The following is a 17,402-nucleotide window of genomic DNA, read 5'->3' on the forward strand; positions in this document are numbered from 1 at the left end:
CGGTCAGGCAGGCCGGTCGCGTCCCGCCGCCGCTTGAGGAGCGGCGGGACGCGACCTTCGGTGAGCAAGGAGCTGTAAGCACGGCCAAGGCCAGAGCAGGATGAGGGACCTGGGACCAGGACACTCCGCCACGTCATCGCGCGTCACAGCGCGTCGGGATGTTGGAAGCCTGGTTCTTCGCAAGGAACGCTTGTGCGCACCCCTTGGTGGCCCGCCGTCGTCCTCGTCGCATCAACCGCGGCGGCACGACGGCATCAGAGGCCGGATACATGACTGCTCCTGAACCGACTGGCTCAAACCGATGCTCACAAACCCTTGCGAAACGGGGGCCGTCCATACAAAACGGGGGCCGTCCATACATGACGTGGAGAGTTATCGATATGCATGCCGGCTCGGCCGACGCGACCAATCAATTAGACTGTCATGGAACTCCGACTCCACGATCCGGACAGGAGTAAGAAGACGCGATCCCATCTGGCGCGTCCGTCCCGGCGCCTGTAGCCCGGCAGGACCGTCACGCGCGCCGGAGACACCGATGATGACGCCTTGGAGGAACCTCCTCCTGCTGACCGCCCTCTCCTGGAGCGGCACCGCCCTCGCGGCCGAGGTGAAGCTGCCCGGCAAGGCGGTGATCGGCCCCGAGAGCCGGGCGGTCGCGATGGCGTTCGGCTGCACCACGACGCTGTCGCGTAACCAGACCGGCGCCCTGTCGATCGGCTTCGACGTCCCCGACTTCGAGTCCCTGGAGAAACGCTTCGACTTCGGCGCCTTCGAGGGCCCGACGGGCACCCGCAAGCCGCTGACCGAGATCACGGTCGCTCAGGCCGTCCGCCTGCCGGCGAGCGGCGCCGTCGCGGTCGACGGCACGACCTTCTCCCTCGGCGTCGCCGCGTCGCTGCGCGGCGAGGCGGCCGGGCTCGCGCCGATCAGGGCGGTCGCGGGGGCCGCCGGCGCCGGGCCGGGAGAGCTGCGCTGGCGCCAGGAGAGCCCGCGCAAGGGCGACGCCCCGATCCTCGTGACGGTGCCGATCTCATCCGCCGATGCCGGCCGGCTCAAGGCGGCGCTCGCTCCCTGCCTCGCGGCCAAGTAGCTCCAGCCAAGGAGCCCCGAGCCGGCGTCAGCGCCGCCAGATCCCGATCCGGTTCGAGCGGGCCTGCTCCTCGGCGGCGAGCAGATCCGGCGTGGCGTCGGCGCTGGCGCGGCCGCCGCCGTTGAACAGGATCAGCTCGGACAGGTCCTGCCCGTCGAGGGAGCAGCGATAGACACCCCCCTCCCCCGCCGGCGCGCAGGCGACGTCGCGTCGGCGCAGGTAGCGGCCGAGCTCGCGGGCGTTGCGGCCCGACAGCCCGTCGACCCCGGCCAGCCGCACCGTGCGTCCGTCGAAATCGAGGGTGCCGGTATCGACCACCGCCGGGCTGCCGCGCAGCACGGCGCGGCCGGTCAGGTCGCGCGTGCGCGGATCGGCCTCCGGCTCGGCGATGCTCGCCGTCTGCGGCAGCGGGGAGGTTCCGGGGGCCTGGCGGGCCGCCTCGGGCCTGGCCGTATCGCCCTTGCCCGCTTCGCCCTTGCCCGCCTCGCTTTTCGTGGCCTTGGCCCGCGCCGCCAGGGCTTGGGCGACGAAGTCGTGCCAGATCTGGGCCGGCATGTCGCCACCGGTGACGCCGGCCATCGGCGAGTTGTCGTCGTTGCCGAGCCAGACCCCGACCACGAGATCGCCGGCAAAGCCGATGAACCAGGCGTCGCGGCTGTCCTGGGTGGTGCCGGTCTTGCCCCCGGCGGGCACCGAGACCCGGGCGTTCTTGCCGGTGCCCTCCCGCACCACGGCGCTGAGCAGGTCGAGCATCGCGGTGCGCGCCTGCTGGTCGCGGGCGGGAGTCGGCGCGGTCTGCGGCCGGGTGTAGAGCGCCTGGTCGCGGGCGAGGATCTGGCGCACGCCGTAGGGCTCGATGGTCTCGGCGCCCGCCGCCACCGCCGCGTAGGCGCGGGTCATCTCGAGGAGCGTGGTCTCGGCCGAGCCGAGGGCGAGGCTCGGCAGGTTCGGCAGGTCTGAGGTGACGCCGAGGCCGCGCGCGGTCTCGATCACCGCCGGCATCCCCATGGTCTCGGCCAGTTGCACCGCCACGGTGTTGATCGAGTGCGCGAAGGCGGTACGCAGGGTGACCGCGCCGCGGTAGCGCCCGCCGTAATTCTCGGGCTCCCATTCGCCGACCTGGGTCGGGCGGTCCATCATCGGCGAGTCCGGCCGATAGCCCTGGCGCAACGCCGTGAGGTAGACGAACAGCTTGAACAGCGAGCCGGGCTGGCGCTTGGCCTGCGTCACGCGGTTGAACTGGCTGTCGGCGTAGTCGCGCCCGCCGACCATGGCGAGGATCGCCCCGTCCGGCGCCATCGCCACCAGCGCGCCCTGCGAGACCTTGCGCCGCTCGCCGTCCTGGTCGAGGCGGCGGGCGAGCACGCTCTCGGCGATGTTCTGCAGCGTCAGGTCGAGCGTCGTGCGCACGGTGGCGTCGGCCGGCCCGGCGCCGATCAGGGTGCGGACCGAATCGGCGACGTTGTCGACGAAGTAGTTGGTGCCGACCGGCGTCTCCGTCGGCACCCGGACGGTGGCGGGGGCACGCTTGGCCGCGTCGGCCTCGGCCTTCGTGACCGCGCCGGTCTCCACCATCGCGTCGAGCACCTGGGCGGCGCGGCCCCGCGCGCCGTCGAGGTTGCGGTGGGGGGCGAGCTGCGAGGGCGCGCGGACGAGGCCCGCCAGCATGGCGGCCTCGCTCAAGCTCAGGTCCTTGGCCGGCTTGCCGAAATAGCGCTGCGACGCCGCGTCGGCGCCGTAGACGCCGGCGCCGAAATAGGCTGCGTTGAGGTAGCGGGTGAGGATCTCGTCCTTCGGCAGCTGCGCTTCGAGCCACAGGGACAGCACCGCCTCCTGCACCTTCCGCTTCAGGGTGCGGTCCTGCGACAGGTAGCTCATCCGCACGAGCTGCTGGGTCAGGGTCGAGCCGCCCTCGCGGGTACCGCCGGCGGCGGCATTGCGGAAAGCCGCGCGCAGCAGCCCGCGCAGATCGACGCCGTGATGCTCGTAGAAGCGGCGGTCCTCGATCGCCACGATCGCCTTGGCGAGGACCGGCGGCACTTCCTTGGGCGCCAGCTTCGCCCCCTTGATGACGCCGCGGGTGGCGAAGGCCTGCCCGTCGGCGGCGCGCACCACCAGAGCCGAGGCGGTGGGCTCGACCGTGAGCCCGCCATTCACCGGCAGGGTCGCCAGCGCATAGACCGTGTAGGCGAGGACGAGGCCGACCGCGAGGGCGGCCGCCGCCCCCGTCACGCGCAGCCACGGCACAAGCCGGGCTCGCGCGGCGACCGGACGCCAGGCCGCCGCCGTCGCGGTGGCGGCGGCCTGAGTCGCGGGGTGGCCGGCGAGGCGGGCAGCGCCCGCCCGCACCCGCGAGACGCCCGACCGCGCGACCGGGCCGAGCCGCGCCCCGAACCCGGCGGCGGCGCGGGAGAATCCCGCGAACCGACCCTCCGGCGGCGCTCCCTCGGGGGGCGGTTCCGCCGGTCGGGGTTCCGCCGGGCCGGCCGGCCGACCGGCCCGGCCGAGGTCGAGCCAGTCGCGGGGGCGCCCGTCGGGCGTGGGCTCGGTCGGCCGCTCGCTCAAGGCTCAGCGTCCGGCCTGACGGGGCTCGATCCAGCGCACCGGCCGGGCGGCCGGGCGGCTGAAATGCAGCCGGCGGATGCCGTGGCGGTGCCGGCGAACATGATGGCGCCCGTAATGGCGGCGATGGTGCCAGTGCCGCCGGTGGTGCCAGTGGCGACGGTAATGGCGGCGGTGGTGCCAGTGGCGGCGATGCCAGTGCCGCCGGTGCCAGTGGCGGTGGCGGCGCCAGCGCACGGTCTCGACCGTGGAGGGCTGGTCGAGGGCGGTGGTGACCGCGGCGCTCGGCATCAGCGGCGAGGCGCCGGCGAGACCGCCGAGGCCGGTGAGCAGGAACAGGGCCAGCAACAGGGAACGAATGCGCATCGGGGCTCCGGGCGGGGATCCAGACGAAGTCGAAATTCAGGCGAGGCCGGCGCGGCCCGGCACCTGGGTGCCGTCGCCACGCGCGGGAACGGAACTCAACGCCAAGCTCTGCCGTTCCGTTCCCAGGCCGGCAAGACGCGCGACCGGCCGAAAGCCTGGCCGTTCCGCACCGGTGCGTTAGGTTGTCGATGTCACGAGGTCCTTCGCGGTGAAGAGAGGCGAACAGCCATGCGGCCGGGCATGAAGCGGCTCTATCGGTGGTCGGCGGCGGCGGCTCTGCTCGCCGGCGGCATCAGCGCGGCGGAGGCCGGCTGTGTCCGGCGCGTCATCAATCGCTCGCCCTACTTCGCGGTGGCGAGCCGCAACGGCGGTCCCAGCGTCGGCATCCCGCCCCATTCCTCGCGCTCGATCCGCATGCTCGCCCCGGGCCGAGTCGACATCGCGGCCCATTGCGCGGCGCGGGGGCCCCACGGGCGCCTCGTCCCGGCGGGACCGCCGGTGGCGCAGGACAGCTACACGTTCACGGCCGTCCTCGACCGCTGCTACTACGATCTCGGCCTGATGGGGTTCGGCGAGGGCGGCACCGAGCCGTTCGTGCTCAACAACCCCCGCGACGGCGACCTCGTGGTCGGCCCGTTCGGCGCGGCCTGCCCGCCGCGCTGACCCCCGTCATATCGGGGTTGCGCTCCCTGAGTGAACTGGCTAATAAGCCCTCGTCGGCGCCGAACAGGGCCGGCAGCGTTCCCCGATAGCTCAGTTGGTAGAGCAGGCGACTGTTAATCGCCTTGTCGTAGGTTCGAGTCCTACTCGGGGAGCCACTTTCCTTCTCCTGACAATCGATCCGGACTCCGCGGTTGCGCACTGCTCGCCCGCGATGCTGTCGGCGCGTCAGGCCTCCTCCCCGCGATGCGCACGACGGAACGCCGCCGGACTGAGAGCCGCGCGGGCCGCGAAGAACCGTGAGAAATACGCCGGATCGTTGAAGCCGAGATCGAAGGCGATCTTCGAGACCGGCAGCGTGGTGTAGATCAGGCTGCGCTTGGCCTCCAGCATCAGCCGGTCGTGCAGGATGCCTTGCGGCGAGCGCCGCACCGCCTCGGTGCAGGCGGCGTGCAGCCGGTCGGGACTGACGCCGAGCGCCGCGGCGAAGCGCGCCACCGGCCAGCCCTCGCGCAAATGCGCCTCGACCAGGCGGCGGAAGCGGCGGTGCAGGTCGGCGCGGGCGAGCGCCGCGGGCTCGGTGATGGCGCGGGCGGCGCGGGTGCGCAGCAGGCCGACGACCAGGAGCTTCGCCAGAGCCGCCACCGCGCTCGCCGCCCCCGGCAGGGCGCCGGCGGCCTCCCGCCCGAGGGTCTCGACGAGGCCCGCGAGATCGAGGTCGATCTCCTCCGGCGAGCCCGGCCGCCCGCTGAACGGCGCCTCGGCGGTGGCGCGCAGCGGCACCGCCTCCGGATCGGGATCGAGGATCGCGGCCAAGAAGTCGTCGGCGAGCGACAGGACCACCCCGTCGGTGCCGGGCCGGAACGAGAAGGCGTGCACCACGCCGGACGGCACCCAGATCAGCCAAGGGGCGGAGAACTCCTCGCGCCGCGCATCGAGCGACAGGGCGCCGTGGCCGCGCGTGACGACGAGCCCCTGCGTCAGCGCGCCGTGACGGTGGGGCGCGATCTCCCAATCGTGCAGGGCAGCGCTGGTGCCGATCCGCTCGGCATGGACGAAGCTCGGCACCGTGGTCTCGGCGGTCTCGCCGTAGAGGCGAAACACCGGAATCGGCCGCTCCCGCCGCGTCTGCATCGCGAAGTCCCCCAGCGAGTTCCTCCCGGTCCGAGGGTAGGGCGCGGCGCCGGATCCGTCCAAGAAATTCCGGGGAGCGTCCATGGTCCGGGCGGGTCGTCGCCGGTAGCGTCGCACCATCGAACCGGACCAGTTCCAAACGGCTGATCCGGCTGGCGAAACTCTTGTGCGGCGCAACATGCCCGGCCGGCGCGCGGATCTTCGGCGATGACCGGAGCCGGCGACCGTATACGGCCAAGTTTTTCGCACCCACGACGGACCTCCGCGCGGCGACAAGACCCGCGAGGTGCCGACACCGGAGGAAACGATGAGCGACAAGGGTTTTCCCCTGAACGCCTGGTACGCCGCGGCCTGGGACCACGAGATCGGCCGGGCGCTGACGCCGCGGCGGATCTGCGACAAGGACGTGGTGCTCTACCGCCGCACCGACGGGGCCGTGGCGGCCCTCGAGGATGCCTGCTGGCACCGGCTGATGCCGCTGTCGCTCGGCCACCTCAAGGGCGACCAAGTGATGTGCGGCTATCACGGCCTCGTCTTCGATGCGACCGGCCGCTGCACCTTCATGCCGGCGCAGGAGACCATCAACCCCTCGGCCTGCGTGCGCGCCTTCCCGGCTTTGGAGCGCTACCGCCTGATCTGGCTCTGGATGGGCGACCCGGCGCTCGCCGATCCCGACCTCGTGCCGGACTTCCACTGGAACAGCGACGCGCCGTGGGTCGGCGAGGGCGGCACCTTCTACGGCCTCAAATGCAATTACCGGCTGGTCATCGACAACCTGATGGACCTGACCCACGAGACCTACGTGCATGCCGGCAGCATCGGCGACGAGGCCATCACCCGCAGCCCGTTCGAGGTGACCCACACCGACCGTTGCGTGACGGTGGAGCGCTGGATGGAAAACATCGAGCCGCCGCCGTTCTGGGCGCGGAACCTGGGCAGGCCCGGCCATCACGTCGACCGCTGGCAGATCATCCGGTTCGAGGCGCCGACCGTGGTGGCGGGCGATGTCGGGGTGGCGGTCGCCGGCACGGGCGCCCGCCAGGGCGACCGGAGCCAGGGCGTCAACGGCTTCTTCCTCGCGGCGATCACGCCGGAGACCGCCACGAGCTGCCACTATTTCTGGAACTTCGTGCGCAGCTGGCGCACCGACGACGAGGAGCTGACGAAGTCCCTCAACCGGGCCCACGTCAACGACGGCAAGGGCGTCTACGACCAGGACCACGCCGTGCTGGAGGCCCAGCAGCGGGCGATCGACCGCCAGCCGCGCCAGCCGTTCTACAACCTCAACATCGATGCCGGCTCCCTGTGGGCCCACCGCCTGATCGACGGGATGATCGCCAGGGAGGCCCCCAAGGAAGCCCCGGGCGAGGCGAAGCCCGTCGGCGTGGCGGCGGAGTAGCGTGCCATGGCCCTGACCGACTGGATCCCCGCGCGGCTTCGCGCCACCCGGGCGCTGACGCCCGACATCCGCCTCCTGGAAATCGAACCGTCGCGCCTGGCCGCGCCGGCCCCACCCGGCAGCCATCTCGGGGTGGCGGTGATGATCGGCGAGCGGCCGGATACCCGCTCCTACTCGCTCCTCGATTCCGGGGCGGACGGGGTCTACCGCATCGCCGTGAAGCGGCTGCCCGACAGCCGCGGCGGCTCGGCCTACATGCACGGGCTGGAGCCCGGGGCGCGGCTCGGCATCTCGGGCCCCCGCAACCATTTCGGCCTCACCCTGGGCCGGCCCGGCTACCTGCTCGTCGCCGGCGGCATCGGCATCACCCCGCTCCACGCCATGGCGCTGGCGCTCCACCAGGCCGGCGCGCCCTTCCGCCTGCTCTACGCCGCCCGGACCCGGCAGGACCTGGCGCTGGCGGACAGCCTGCAGGCGCGGATCGGCGACCGGCTGGAGGTCTTCCTGGACGAGGAGGGCCGGCGGATCGACCTGGCCGGCGCGATCACCGATCTGGCTCCCGGGGCCGAGGCCTATGTCTGCGGACCGTTCGGCATGATGGAGGCGGCCCGCCGGGCCTGGGCCGAGGCCGGGCGACCGGCGCAAGGCCTGCGCTTCGAGACCTTCGGCACCGGCGGCCGTCACGCCACCGAGCCGTTCACGGTCCGCATCCCGCGCCTGTCGAAGGAGATCGTCGTCCCCCGCAACCAGACCATGCTGGAGGCCCTGGAGGCGGCGGGCGTCGGCATGATCCACGATTGCCGGCGCGGCGAGTGCGGCCTGTGCACGGTGAAGATCTTGGAGGCCGAGGGCACGGTCGATCACCGCGACGTGTTCTTCAGCGAGGCGCAGAAGGCGACGAACGCCCAGCTCTGCACCTGCGTGTCGCGGGTGGTGGGCGGCGGGATCACCATCGATACGGCGGATCGGGCGGGGTGAGGCCGACAGTTCGGTAGATGTGCCCTCCGTGCTGTCCACGATGGGATCGTCCGAGCGCCGACGGGCGAACGACGCCTTTTTTCCCCGCCCTTTCCCGGACGACTGCAACGAAGTGGAAGGAGATCCGGGATCCAGCACGAGAAGTGCCGCGAAGCGGCTCTGTATGCTGCACCGTTGCAGACATAGAGACGCTTCGCGACTTTTTGCGCTGGATCCCGGATCTCCTTCCGCTGACGCTCCAGTCGTCCGGGAAAGGGCGGAGCCAGACGAGATCGTCCTCTATACCCCTGTCACGGGGAATTATTCCGGATCTTCAGACTTAATATCTCTACCGATCCATCGCCTATAACACAACGCACGCCGCCGCACTGAAACTCGTCGAAAAAGACAATCAAAACATCCCGGAGGAACGCCGTGTCCACCACCCCCGACCCCACCGACCCCCGCGCCGCGATCCGCCAGGGCGCCATGACCCCGTTCCAGGTCGCCGCCGTGGCGGTCTGCGTGCTGATCTGCGCGCTGGACGGGTTCGACGTGCTGGTGGTCGCCTTCACGGCCGCCTCGATCGCCAAGGACTTCGCCCTGAAGCCCACCGATCTCGGCCTCCTGTTCAGCGCCGGCCTCGCCGGGATGGGGCTCGGCGCCCTCTTGATCGCCCCCCTGAGCGACCGGCTCGGCCGGCGCACCACCGTGCTCGTCTGCCTCGCCATCCTGTGCGTCGGGATGCTGGCGGCGGCCGCGACCCGCACGCTGACCGAGCTCGCCCTGGTGCGGCTGTTCACCGGGCTCGGCATCGGCGGCGGGCTCGCCACCGTCAACATCGTGGTCGCCGAATACGCCACCGACCGCTGGCGCAACCTGTCGATCTCGCTGATGTCGCTCGGCTATCCGCTCGGCGCGACGCTCGGCGGGGTGTTCTCGGTCTACCTGATCGGGGCTTACGGCTGGCGCTCGGTCTACGTCTTCGGTGGCCTCGTCGCTCTGGCGCTGGTGCCGGCAGTGCTGGCCTTCCTGCCGGAATCCCTCGACTACCTCATCGCCCGCCGCCCGGAGGGCGCGCTGCCGAAGGTCAACCGGGTTCTGGCGCGCCTCGGGCGCCCGGCGCTCAAAGCCCTGCCGGCGCCGTCGCGGGCGGAGACCGAGACCGGCGCCAGCCTCGCCGCCATCGCCCGCCCGCCCTACCGCAGCCGGACGCTGGCGGCCTGCGCGGCGTATTTCTGCGTGATGACGACCTGCTACTTCTTCCTGAGCTGGACCCCGAAGGTGCTGACCGAGCTGGGCCTCAGCGTCAGCGGCGGCATCTCCGGGGCGATGCTGATGAATCTCGGCGGCGCCGCGGGCTGCCTGCTGTTCGGCTTCCTCGCCCGCCGCGCCGGGACGCGGCGGCTGGCGGCCGCCTTCATGGCCGGGCTCTTTCTCGCCGCCACCGCCTTCGGCCAGGTGCCGGCGACGCCGGCGGCACTGCTGACCGCCACCCTCGCCATCGGCTTCTGCCTCTACGGCTCGATCAACGCGATGTACGCGGTGGTGCCGCCGATCTTCCCGGCCCCGGTGCGCACCACCGGCACCGGGCTCGCCATGAGCGTCGGCCGCCTCGGCGCCGTCACCGGCCCGGGCCTCGCCGGGATGCTGATGGCGGCGGGCTGGGAGCGGCCGGATTACTGCGTGGCGCTCGCCGTGCCGATGCTCGTGGCGGCGCTCGCCTTACGCTGGGTCGCGGCGCGGGAGCCGGCGGAGGCGGCGCGGGCGGTGCCGGGTGCCGCGTCGGCGGTGCGGGGATGACGTCCTACCGCAGCCCCGCCGGCCGCTCCCCCACCGCCCAGTCCAGGGCCTGCTCCAGCCGGTCGTTGCCCCAGAACAATTCGCCGTCCTCGGTGAGGAAGCTCGGGGCGCCGAACAGGCCACGGGACTTCGCCTCCTCGCCGATCGAGCGCAGGCGGCTCTTCACCGGCTCCTGGGTCGAGGCGCGGATCAGCGCCGGGCCGTCGAGGCCGAGGCCGTTGAGGAGCGCGGAGATCGCCGCCGGCTCGGCGATCGACTGTCCTCGCGCGAATTCCGCCGTGTAGACCGCCCGCACATAGGCGCCGATCCACGGCTCCCCGGCGCCGTGGACCGCGACCCGGGTCGCCGAGAGGCTGTTCTGCGGAAAACTCTCCGGCCGCACCACCGGCGGCAGGCCGAGGCGGGCGGCCTCGCGGGCGAGGTCCCGCCACATGTGGCGGCCCTTGGCCGGGTAGAGGTTGAACGGCGAGGAGGTCCATCCCTGTGCGGCGAAGACCGGCCCGAGCAGGAACGGGCGCCAGCGCACGGCGACGCCGGCCGTCTCGGCCAGCGCCTCGATCCGCATCGCGGCGAGGTAGGAATAGGTGGATGCGAACTCGAACCAGAATTCGAGCGTGGGCCGGCGCGGCATCGCACCCCTCTTCACCGTCGGACTGATCCGGCACCTTCGCGTCCGCGAGCGCCGCCCACAAGCGCCGCCCCGGGCGTCGCATCGCCACGGGCGGGGATGGGAACTTTGGCAGCGCGGTTGCACGGGGCCGGGCCGGGCTGGTAAGCCCCCGCGCATCCGTTCAGTTCCCACTCTACCGAGGCCCGCCCCGCATGTCCGACCAGCCCCAGAAGCGCGTGAAGAAGGTCGTGCTCGCCTACTCGGGCGGCCTCGACACCTCGATCATCCTCAAGTGGCTCCAGACCACCTACGGCTGCGAGGTGGTGACGTTCACCGCCGATCTCGGCCAGGGCGAGGAGCTGGAGCCGGCCCGCCGCAAGGCCGAGCTGCTCGGCATCAAGCCCGAGAACATCTACATCGAGGACCTACGCGAGGAGTTCGTCCGCGACTACGTCTTCCCGATGTTCCGGGCCAACGCCCAGTACGAGGGCGTCTACCTCCTCGGCACATCGATCGCCCGACCCCTGATCGCCAAGAAGCAGATCGAGATCGCCGAGAAGGTCGGGGCGGACGCCGTGTCCCACGGCGCCACCGGCAAGGGCAACGACCAGGTCCGGTTCGAGCTCGGCTACTACGCCCTGAAGCCCGACGTGACGGTGATCGCCCCCTGGCGCGAGTGGGACTTCCGCTCCCGCGAGTCGCTGCTGGCCTTCGCCGAGCAGCATCAGATCCCGATCGCCAAGGACAAGCGCGGCGAGGCGCCGTTCTCGGTCGACGCCAACCTCCTGCACGCCTCCTCCGAGGGCAAGGTGCTGGAGGATCCCGCCCAGGACGTGCCGGACTACGTCTATTCGCGCACCCTGTCGCCGGAAGAGGCGCCCGACACCCCGACCGTGATCACCATCGGCTTCGAGCGCGGCGACGCGGTCTCGATCGACGGCGAGGCGATGTCGCCGGCGACGCTGCTGGCCAAGCTCAACGAGCTCGGCCGGGCCAACGGCATCGGCCGCCTCGACCTCGTCGAGAACCGCTTCGTCGGCATGAAGAGCCGCGGCATGTACGAGACCCCTGGCGGCACGATCCTGCTGCCGGCCCACCGGGCGATCGAGTCGATCACCCTCGACCGCGGCGCGGCCCATCTCAAGGACGAGCTGATGCCGCGCTACGCCGAGCTGATCTATAACGGCTTCTGGTTCTCGCCGGAGCGCGAGATGCTCCAGGCCCTGATCGACAAGAGCCAGGAGATGGTCACCGGCACGGTGCGGCTGAAGCTCTACAAGGGCGGCGTCCACATCATCGGCCGCGAGAGTCCGAACTCGCTCTACGACCAGGACCTCGTCACCTTCGAGGAGGGCGCCGTGGCCTACGACCACCGCGACGCGGCGGGCTTCATCAAGCTCAATGCGCTCCGGCTGCGGACCCTGGGGCAGCGCAAGCGCAAGCTGGGCGCCTGACGACAAAAAAAGCCCGCTCCGGCGACGGAGCGGGCTCGCACGCGAGACGATGCGGCCGGCGCAACGCCGGCCGCGAGGCTTAGAGTCTTACTCCTCGTCCTCGTCGTCGATATCGACCAGGAACAGGATGTCGACGTCGTCCTCCTCGTCCTCGTCGTCGGTCTCGCCCTGGCTGTCGTTGGCGGCCTTGGGCTCGTCCTCGTCCTCGAAATCCTCCTCGTCCATCGAGTCCTCGAAGGTCTCGACCTCGTCCTCGGTGGCGGGGCGCAGCTTCAGCGATTCGGCCTTGCCCGACCACAGCGGCCGGCCGTCGCTCTTCATGGTGCGCAGGTCGTCCTGAAAGCCCTCGACCTCGAGAAGCTCCCGGGCCCGTTCCTCGTTCGACCGGATGATGGCGACGGGCGTGCCGTCGATCTCGAGAGTGAACATCGTGCTTCCCTTGTAAGGGCCGCGCCGCGAAGGGCGGGCGGGGCCGGTGTTACGGGGGGAAAGGCCGCCGCGCCAGTCCCGTTCCGGACGGCCCTCACGGAAAGTCGCGTCGGGCCAGGAAGGTTCGCCGGCTCGACGCAACCTGGGGCCTGCTACCGGATCCCGAGCAGCGCGTCGTCGTTGGCGACGATCAGGATGCGCAGGTCGGCGTCGGGCACGTAGTCCTTCGCCTCCCACACGAAGGTGGTGGGCCCGGTCTTGCGCACGCCCTTGCGGCAGAAGCTCACCAGCGCCGTCGGGCTGCCCTTGTCCACCGTCAGGGTGAAACGGCCGATGCGCCCGGCCCAGTTGCGCGCGGTCGTGACGATGTAGGGCACCTCGACCGCCCGGGTCAGGCCCTGATCCTTCATCGGCGAGGCGGCGATCAGGCGCCGCACCCCGGCGAGGCCGTCATCGTCGAGGCAGTAGCGGGCCCGGTAGGCGGGCGTTTTCGCCTCGTCGGCCGCGAGCAGGTGGTTACCCTTCACAGGCGTGTAGGTGTGGGAGACGCGAAGCTCGCGGCCGGGCGGAAAGGTCTGCTCCCAATGGAACTTGGCCTCGCTGCGCCACAGGAATTCCGGCATGTCGGAGGGGTCGGACATCAGGCCGGCCTTGGCCAGTTCCTGTTGAGCCGCCGGCTTGAGGCGCTTCACCGCCGCCTCGAGGTCGTTGCGCCGCAGCGGGTTGAGCGGCAGGCCGTGGCGTTTGAGCAGGTCGGTCACCTCGCGCTGGCCGAGATAGGCCCGCTCCTCCAGCTGCGGCGTCACCGGCACGCCGTCCACCGTCACCGTGAAGCCGACGAAGTTCGCCCGGTCCTCGAAAGGCAGGCTGAGGGCGCTCGTCGAGATCTGCGCCCCGTCGATCGCCGGCAGCGGGAACGCGATCCGCAGGGTCTTTTGCGCCGCCGCGCCGTTGCGGAAAACGTAGTCGACCGCGATGCGGTCGAGCCCGATGCGCAGGTCCTCGCTGGCGAGCGTGATGTCGGGATCGCGCACCAGCACCAGGCCGCCGGCATCGAGGGCGGCAGCGCTGTCGTTGGCGCGGGCCGGCGCGTGCAGGGAGAGCGCCAGGGCGCACGCAGCCAGAAGGATCCGAACCCCATCACACGCCATCGCCGTCTCCCCGTGCTTCGCACGGCCTCGCTTACGGCAGATCGGGTGACGGCTGCAATCGACATCCTGAGGTTTTTGCTGATTTCACCCCATCACCGGGAAGTCGCGGGATCCCCTCTCCCGTGTGGGAGAGGGGTAGGGGTGAGGGTGACACGCTTCCGCGTAAAGCTCAAACCGCGGTGCTGGCAGCTCTACAGCCGGCGCTTCATTCTGAACCCGAGCCACCCTCACCCCCGGCCCCTCTCCCAAACGGCAGAGGGGAGATGCACTCTACTTTCGAGATCATGAGCGAAGCTGAAACATTCCAAAACATGCTGCGGGACATGATACCTCACGGCCGCACGCACTGGCTCAACCCCCCGATCCCCGCCGTGCGCCCCTGGATCCGCCCGGCGAGCGCCCGCAAGGCACGGGTCGGCCGGCGCGGGTTGCGCAGGATCGGGTTCGGCAGGGCGGCGACCAGCAGGGCCGCCTCTCCCTTCGTGAGGTCGCGCGCCGGCTTGCCGAACCAGTGCCGGGCGGCGGCCTCGGCCCCAAAGATCCCCTCCCCCCACTCGGCGACGTTGAGGTAGATCTCCATCGTCCGGCGCTTGCCCCAGACCACGTCGACCATCAGCGCGAGCGGGATCTCCAAAGCTTTCCGGATGTACGAGCGGCCCGGCCACAGGAAGACGTTCTTCACCGTCTGCATCGTCACCGTCGAGGCGCCGCGGCTCGGGCCGTCCTCGTCGTCGACCACGCTCCACAGGGCGTCCCAGTCGACCCCGTTATGCAGGCAGAGGCGCTGGTCCTCGGAGGCCACGACGCCCTGGACCAGGGCCGGCGCGATCGCCTCCAGCGGCACGACCTCGCGGGTCACCGGCTGGAGCGTGGCCCAGCGGCCGAGCATCAGGGTTGAGGGCGGGGTCAGCGCGCGATAGACGAGCGCCAGGACCAGGACGAGGACGACCGCCATGACGGGTACCAGGAGCACGGCGCGCAAGAGCCGCCGCCCGCGGGCCCGGACCGGCGGCGCGCTTGCCGGGACCAAGCCCCGCAGCGGCTGCGGCACGCCTCCCTGGCTGTCCGCCGTGACGCGCGGCTCCTGAATTCGCTCCTCCTCTCGGCGTGCCCGTCGGCGAGGCCACCATGACGTCAACGCGGGCCCCGCAGGTTACGACGCCGGGCCGTCCCCAGGAAAATACGATGGCCGGCACCACAGGATACCCGCAGGCAGGCGATTTCACGGCGCGGCTCTCGGCCGTGGCCAAGACCGTCGAAGGCTTCCTCGCCGAGCGCCTCGGCGACGCGGTGCAGGCCGGCGAGATCGCCCGGCCGCCCCGGCTGATGGAGGCGATGCGCCACGCCGTGCTCAACGGCGGCAAGCGCCTGCGCCCGTTCCTGGCCATCGAGACCGCCCGGATGCTCGGCGGGCCGTTCGCGGGCGCGATGGCCGCCGGGGCCGGCGTCGAATTGGTGCATTGCTACTCGCTCGTCCACGACGACCTGCCGGCGATGGACGACGACGACCTGCGCCGCGGCCAGCCGACCGTGCACAAGAAGTACGACGAGGCGACCGCGATCCTGGTCGGCGACGCCCTCCAGACCCTCGCCTTCGAGATCGTCGCCGATCCGGCCTGGCAGGCCGACCCGCTGATCCGCTCCGAGCTGGTGCTCGGCCTCGCCCGCGCCTCCGGTCTCGGCGGCATGGTCGGCGGCCAGCTCCTCGACCTCGGGGCGGAGGGGCGCTTCGGCCCGGCCAACCTCGACGTCGACGCCACGCTCCAGCTCCAGGCGATGAAGACCGGCGCGATCCTGGCCTTCTCGGTCGATGCCGGAGCGCTCGTCGGCGGCGCCTCGCCCGAGGAGCGCCGGGCGCTCCTGTCGTATGGCCGCGCGCTCGGCCAGGCCTTCCAGGTCGCGGACGACATCCTCGACCGCGAAGCCTCGTCCGAGGCGATGGGCAAGCGCACCGGCAAGGACAAGGATGCCGGCAAGGCGACCCTCGTCGACCGCCTCGGCCTCGACGGCGCGCGCGCCGAGTGCGAGCGCCTGGTGGCCGAGTGCGAGACCGCGCTGAAGCCCTGGGGCGAGGCCGCCGCGACGCTCTGCGAGGCCGCCCGCTTCACCGTCGCCCGCAAGTCGTAAGTTTCTCGGATCCCGGCGGGGGATTGCCTCCTCCCGCCCATCCCTCTTCGAAAGAAGGTCACGCCATGGCCACGTACAAGATCCTGCTCCTGCCCGGCGACGGCATCGGCCCCGAGGTGGCGCGGGAAGTCTCCAAGGTGCTGGGCTGGTTCACCCGCGCCGGCATCGCGCAGTTCGAGACCGAGACCGACCTCGTCGGCGGCGCGGCGATCGACGCCCACGGCGTGCCGCTCTCGGAAGCCGCGATGGACCGCGCCAAGGCCGCCGATGCGGTCCTGTTCGGCGCCGTCGGCGGGCCGAAATGGGCCGGTGTGTCCTATGCCAAGCGCCCCGAGGCGGGCCTGCTGCGCCTGCGCAAGGACCTCGGCCTGTTCGCCAACCTCCGCCCGGCGATCTGCTACCCGGCGCTCGCCGAGGCTTCCGCGCTCAAGCGCGAGCTGGTCGAGGGCCTCGACATCGTCATCGTGCGCGAGCTCACCGGCGGCGTCTATTTCGGCGAGCCGAAGGAGATCGTGACCCTCGAGGACGGCCAGAAGCGCGCCATCGACACCCAGATCTACACCACCGGCGAGATCGAGCGCATCGCCGCCGTCGCCTTCGACCTCGCCCGCAAGCGCCGCAACAAGGTCGCCTCGGCCGAGAAGCACAACGTCATGAAGACCGGCGTGCTGTGGAAGGAGACGGTGACCAAGCTCCATGCCGAGCAGTATTCCGATGTCGGCCTGGAGCACGTGCTCGCCGACAACTGCGCCATGCAGCTGGTGCGCAACCCCAAGCAGTACGACGTGCTCGTCACCGACAACCTGTTCGGCGACATCCTGTCGGACGTGGCGGCGATGCTGACCGGCTCGCTCGGGATGCTGCCCTCGGCCTCGCTGGGCGCGGTCGAGAACGGCACCCGGCGCGCCCTCTACGAGCCGGTCCACGGCTCGGCCCCGGACATCGCCGGCCAGAACCTCGCCAACCCGATCGCCATGATCGGCTCGCTGGCGATGGCTTTGCGCTACTCCTTCGGCCTGCTGGAGGCCGCCGACCAGCTCGAGAGCGCCATCACCCGGACCCTCGCCGGCGGCACCCGCACCCGCGACATCGCCAGCCCGGGCACCAACGCGGTCGGCACCACCGACATGGGTGACGCCATCGTGCGCGAGCTGCAGGCCCTCGCGGGCTGAGCAGGACGAGCCGGGGTTATCGGCCGAGCCCGACGGACGTGAAACACTCCACGTCATCCCGGGGCCGCGAAAGCGGAACCCGGGATCCATAACCGCCGAGGTCACAGAATCCGGCGTGTTGCGTTCCGTACCACTCTGCACCGTCGGCGTTTATGGATCCCGGGTTCTCGCTTGCAGCGAGCCCCGGGATGTTGGGGTGGACGGCCCCCGCCGGCATCATAAGTGCCAGGTTGAGGTCGTCTGACACCCAACCGAGGAGACCGTCCGTGACGCAGATTAGCATCATCGGCCTGGACATCGCCAAGTCCGTCTTCCAGTTCGAGGCCCAGGACGCGCAGGGCGCCGTGGTGAGCACCGAGCGCGTCTCGCGCGACAAGCTGCTGCCGGCGCTCAAGAAGATCCCCGCCACCATCGTGGCGATGGAGGCCTGCGCCACCGCCCATCACTGGGCGCGCCAGATCCGGGCTCTGGGCCACGAGGTGCGCCTG

At 71.2% G+C, this 17,402-nt stretch carries 15 protein-coding genes, 1 tRNA gene and 1 pseudogene; 10 read left to right on the top strand and 7 right to left on the bottom strand.

What is annotated here, in order from left to right:
* The first annotated feature begins 535 nt into the window (after positions 1 to 535).
* The gene (locus BM430_RS33100; RefSeq protein ID WP_093571425.1) at positions 536 to 1,090 is read left to right on the top strand and encodes a hypothetical protein; all 555 of its coding nucleotides are present in this window, start codon (positions 536 to 538) and stop codon (positions 1,088 to 1,090) included.
* A gap of 27 nt (positions 1,091 to 1,117) precedes the next feature.
* On the opposite strand, the gene BM430_RS33105 is transcribed toward BM430_RS33100, so the two are convergent.
* Together BM430_RS33105 and BM430_RS33110 are read right to left on the bottom strand one after the other, a co-directional pair.
* On the bottom strand, positions 1,118 to 3,655 hold the full coding sequence (locus BM430_RS33105; protein WP_244539781.1) for a PBP1A family penicillin-binding protein: 2,538 nt from the start codon (positions 3,653 to 3,655) through the stop codon (positions 1,118 to 1,120).
* 3 nt (positions 3,656 to 3,658) lie between these two features.
* On the bottom strand, positions 3,659 to 4,018 hold the full coding sequence (locus tag BM430_RS33110) for a hypothetical protein (protein WP_093571426.1): 360 nt from the start codon (positions 4,016 to 4,018) through the stop codon (positions 3,659 to 3,661).
* A 228-nt stretch (positions 4,019 to 4,246) separates the two neighbouring features.
* On the opposite strand from BM430_RS33110, the gene BM430_RS33115 reads away from it, so the two are divergent.
* Positions 4,247 to 4,681, top strand: a complete 435-nt coding sequence (locus BM430_RS33115; RefSeq protein ID WP_093571427.1) for a hypothetical protein — start codon at positions 4,247 to 4,249, stop codon at positions 4,679 to 4,681.
* Positions 4,682 to 4,760: 79 nt separating this feature from the next.
* Positions 4,761 to 4,836: transfer RNA gene (locus tag BM430_RS33120), tRNA-Asn, on the top strand.
* A gap of 70 nt (positions 4,837 to 4,906) precedes the next feature.
* Here BM430_RS33120 and BM430_RS33125 read toward each other — a convergent pair.
* On the bottom strand, positions 4,907 to 5,812 hold the full coding sequence (locus BM430_RS33125) for a helix-turn-helix domain-containing protein (protein ID WP_093571428.1): 906 nt from the start codon (positions 5,810 to 5,812) through the stop codon (positions 4,907 to 4,909).
* Positions 5,813 to 6,119: 307 nt separating this feature from the next.
* On the opposite strand from BM430_RS33125, the gene BM430_RS33130 reads away from it, so the two are divergent.
* The 3 genes from BM430_RS33130 to BM430_RS33140 all read left to right on the top strand — a co-directional run bounded on the left by BM430_RS33130 (position 6,120) and on the right by BM430_RS33140 (position 9,971).
* Complete coding sequence (locus BM430_RS33130) at positions 6,120 to 7,211, top strand: aromatic ring-hydroxylating dioxygenase subunit alpha (protein WP_093571429.1); 1,092 nt, start codon at positions 6,120 to 6,122, stop codon at positions 7,209 to 7,211.
* 6 nt (positions 7,212 to 7,217) lie between these two features.
* Entirely contained in the window at positions 7,218 to 8,189 is a 972-nt protein-coding gene (locus BM430_RS33135; RefSeq protein ID WP_093571430.1) for a PDR/VanB family oxidoreductase, read from the top strand.
* A gap of 414 nt (positions 8,190 to 8,603) precedes the next feature.
* Positions 8,604 to 9,971, top strand: a complete 1,368-nt coding sequence (locus BM430_RS33140; RefSeq protein ID WP_093571431.1) for an MFS transporter — start codon at positions 8,604 to 8,606, stop codon at positions 9,969 to 9,971.
* 4 nt (positions 9,972 to 9,975) lie between these two features.
* Here the strand turns inward: BM430_RS33140 and BM430_RS33145 are convergent, their stop codons facing one another.
* The gene (locus BM430_RS33145) at positions 9,976 to 10,602 is read right to left on the bottom strand and encodes a 2-hydroxychromene-2-carboxylate isomerase (protein WP_093571432.1); all 627 of its coding nucleotides are present in this window, start codon (positions 10,600 to 10,602) and stop codon (positions 9,976 to 9,978) included.
* Positions 10,603 to 10,793: 191 nt separating this feature from the next.
* Here BM430_RS33145 and BM430_RS33150 point away from each other — a divergent pair, with 191 nt between their 5' ends.
* Entirely contained in the window at positions 10,794 to 12,035 is a 1,242-nt protein-coding gene (locus BM430_RS33150) for an argininosuccinate synthase (RefSeq protein ID WP_093571433.1), read from the top strand.
* Between the two features lie 87 nt (positions 12,036 to 12,122).
* Here the strand turns inward: BM430_RS33150 and BM430_RS33155 are convergent, their stop codons facing one another.
* The 3 genes from BM430_RS33155 to mtgA all read right to left on the bottom strand — a co-directional run bounded on the left by BM430_RS33155 (position 12,123) and on the right by mtgA (position 14,570).
* Entirely contained in the window at positions 12,123 to 12,464 is a 342-nt protein-coding gene (locus BM430_RS33155; RefSeq protein ID WP_048450482.1) for a hypothetical protein, read from the bottom strand.
* Between the two features lie 152 nt (positions 12,465 to 12,616).
* On the bottom strand, positions 12,617 to 13,615 hold the full coding sequence (locus BM430_RS33160) for a DUF4424 domain-containing protein (protein ID WP_093571434.1): 999 nt from the start codon (positions 13,613 to 13,615) through the stop codon (positions 12,617 to 12,619).
* A 331-nt stretch (positions 13,616 to 13,946) separates the two neighbouring features.
* Positions 13,947 to 14,570 (bottom strand): monofunctional biosynthetic peptidoglycan transglycosylase, encoded by a 624-nt coding sequence (gene mtgA / locus BM430_RS33165; RefSeq protein WP_244539782.1) that lies wholly within the window; start codon positions 14,568 to 14,570, stop codon positions 13,947 to 13,949.
* Between the two features lie 230 nt (positions 14,571 to 14,800).
* Between mtgA and BM430_RS33170 the strand changes: the two genes are divergently transcribed.
* The 3 genes and pseudogenes from BM430_RS33170 to BM430_RS33180 form a co-directional block, all read left to right on the top strand.
* On the top strand, positions 14,801 to 15,742 hold the full coding sequence (locus BM430_RS33170; protein ID WP_093571435.1) for a polyprenyl synthetase family protein: 942 nt from the start codon (positions 14,801 to 14,803) through the stop codon (positions 15,740 to 15,742).
* Positions 15,743 to 15,807: 65 nt separating this feature from the next.
* Entirely contained in the window at positions 15,808 to 16,914 is a 1,107-nt protein-coding gene (leuB, locus tag BM430_RS33175; protein WP_093571436.1) for a 3-isopropylmalate dehydrogenase, read from the top strand.
* 266 nt (positions 16,915 to 17,180) lie between these two features.
* A pseudogene (locus BM430_RS33180) lies at positions 17,181 to 17,402 on the top strand (IS110 family transposase); the annotation flags it as partial.

This window comes from Methylobacterium sp. 174MFSha1.1 (genome assembly GCF_900116815.1).
GTDB lineage: Bacteria > Pseudomonadota > Alphaproteobacteria > Rhizobiales > Beijerinckiaceae > Methylobacterium.

What these genes read in the sequence shown, in the direction of transcription:
- BM430_RS33100 (WP_093571425.1), top strand. Translation starts at nt 536, where the DNA reads ATGATGACGCCTTGGAGGAACCTCCTCCTGCTGACCGCCCTCTCCTGG.
- BM430_RS33110 (WP_093571426.1), bottom strand. Translation starts at nt 4,018, where the DNA reads ATGCGCATTCGTTCCCTGTTGCTGGCCCTGTTCCTGCTCACCGGCCTC.
- BM430_RS33115 (WP_093571427.1), top strand. Translation starts at nt 4,247, where the DNA reads ATGCGGCCGGGCATGAAGCGGCTCTATCGGTGGTCGGCGGCGGCGGCT.
- BM430_RS33125 (WP_093571428.1), bottom strand. Translation starts at nt 5,812, where the DNA reads ATGCAGACGCGGCGGGAGCGGCCGATTCCGGTGTTTCGCCTCTACGGC.
- BM430_RS33130 (WP_093571429.1), top strand. Translation starts at nt 6,120, where the DNA reads ATGAGCGACAAGGGTTTTCCCCTGAACGCCTGGTACGCCGCGGCCTGG.
- BM430_RS33135 (WP_093571430.1), top strand. Translation starts at nt 7,218, where the DNA reads ATGGCCCTGACCGACTGGATCCCCGCGCGGCTTCGCGCCACCCGGGCG.
- BM430_RS33145 (WP_093571432.1), bottom strand. Translation starts at nt 10,602, where the DNA reads ATGCCGCGCCGGCCCACGCTCGAATTCTGGTTCGAGTTCGCATCCACC.
- BM430_RS33150 (WP_093571433.1), top strand. Translation starts at nt 10,794, where the DNA reads ATGTCCGACCAGCCCCAGAAGCGCGTGAAGAAGGTCGTGCTCGCCTAC.
- BM430_RS33155 (WP_048450482.1), bottom strand. Translation starts at nt 12,464, where the DNA reads ATGTTCACTCTCGAGATCGACGGCACGCCCGTCGCCATCATCCGGTCG.
- BM430_RS33160 (WP_093571434.1), bottom strand. Translation starts at nt 13,615, where the DNA reads ATGGCGTGTGATGGGGTTCGGATCCTTCTGGCTGCGTGCGCCCTGGCG.
- mtgA (WP_244539782.1), bottom strand. Translation starts at nt 14,570, where the DNA reads ATGGCGGTCGTCCTCGTCCTGGTCCTGGCGCTCGTCTATCGCGCGCTG.
- BM430_RS33170 (WP_093571435.1), top strand. Translation starts at nt 14,801, where the DNA reads ATGGCCGGCACCACAGGATACCCGCAGGCAGGCGATTTCACGGCGCGG.
- leuB (WP_093571436.1), top strand. Translation starts at nt 15,808, where the DNA reads ATGGCCACGTACAAGATCCTGCTCCTGCCCGGCGACGGCATCGGCCCC.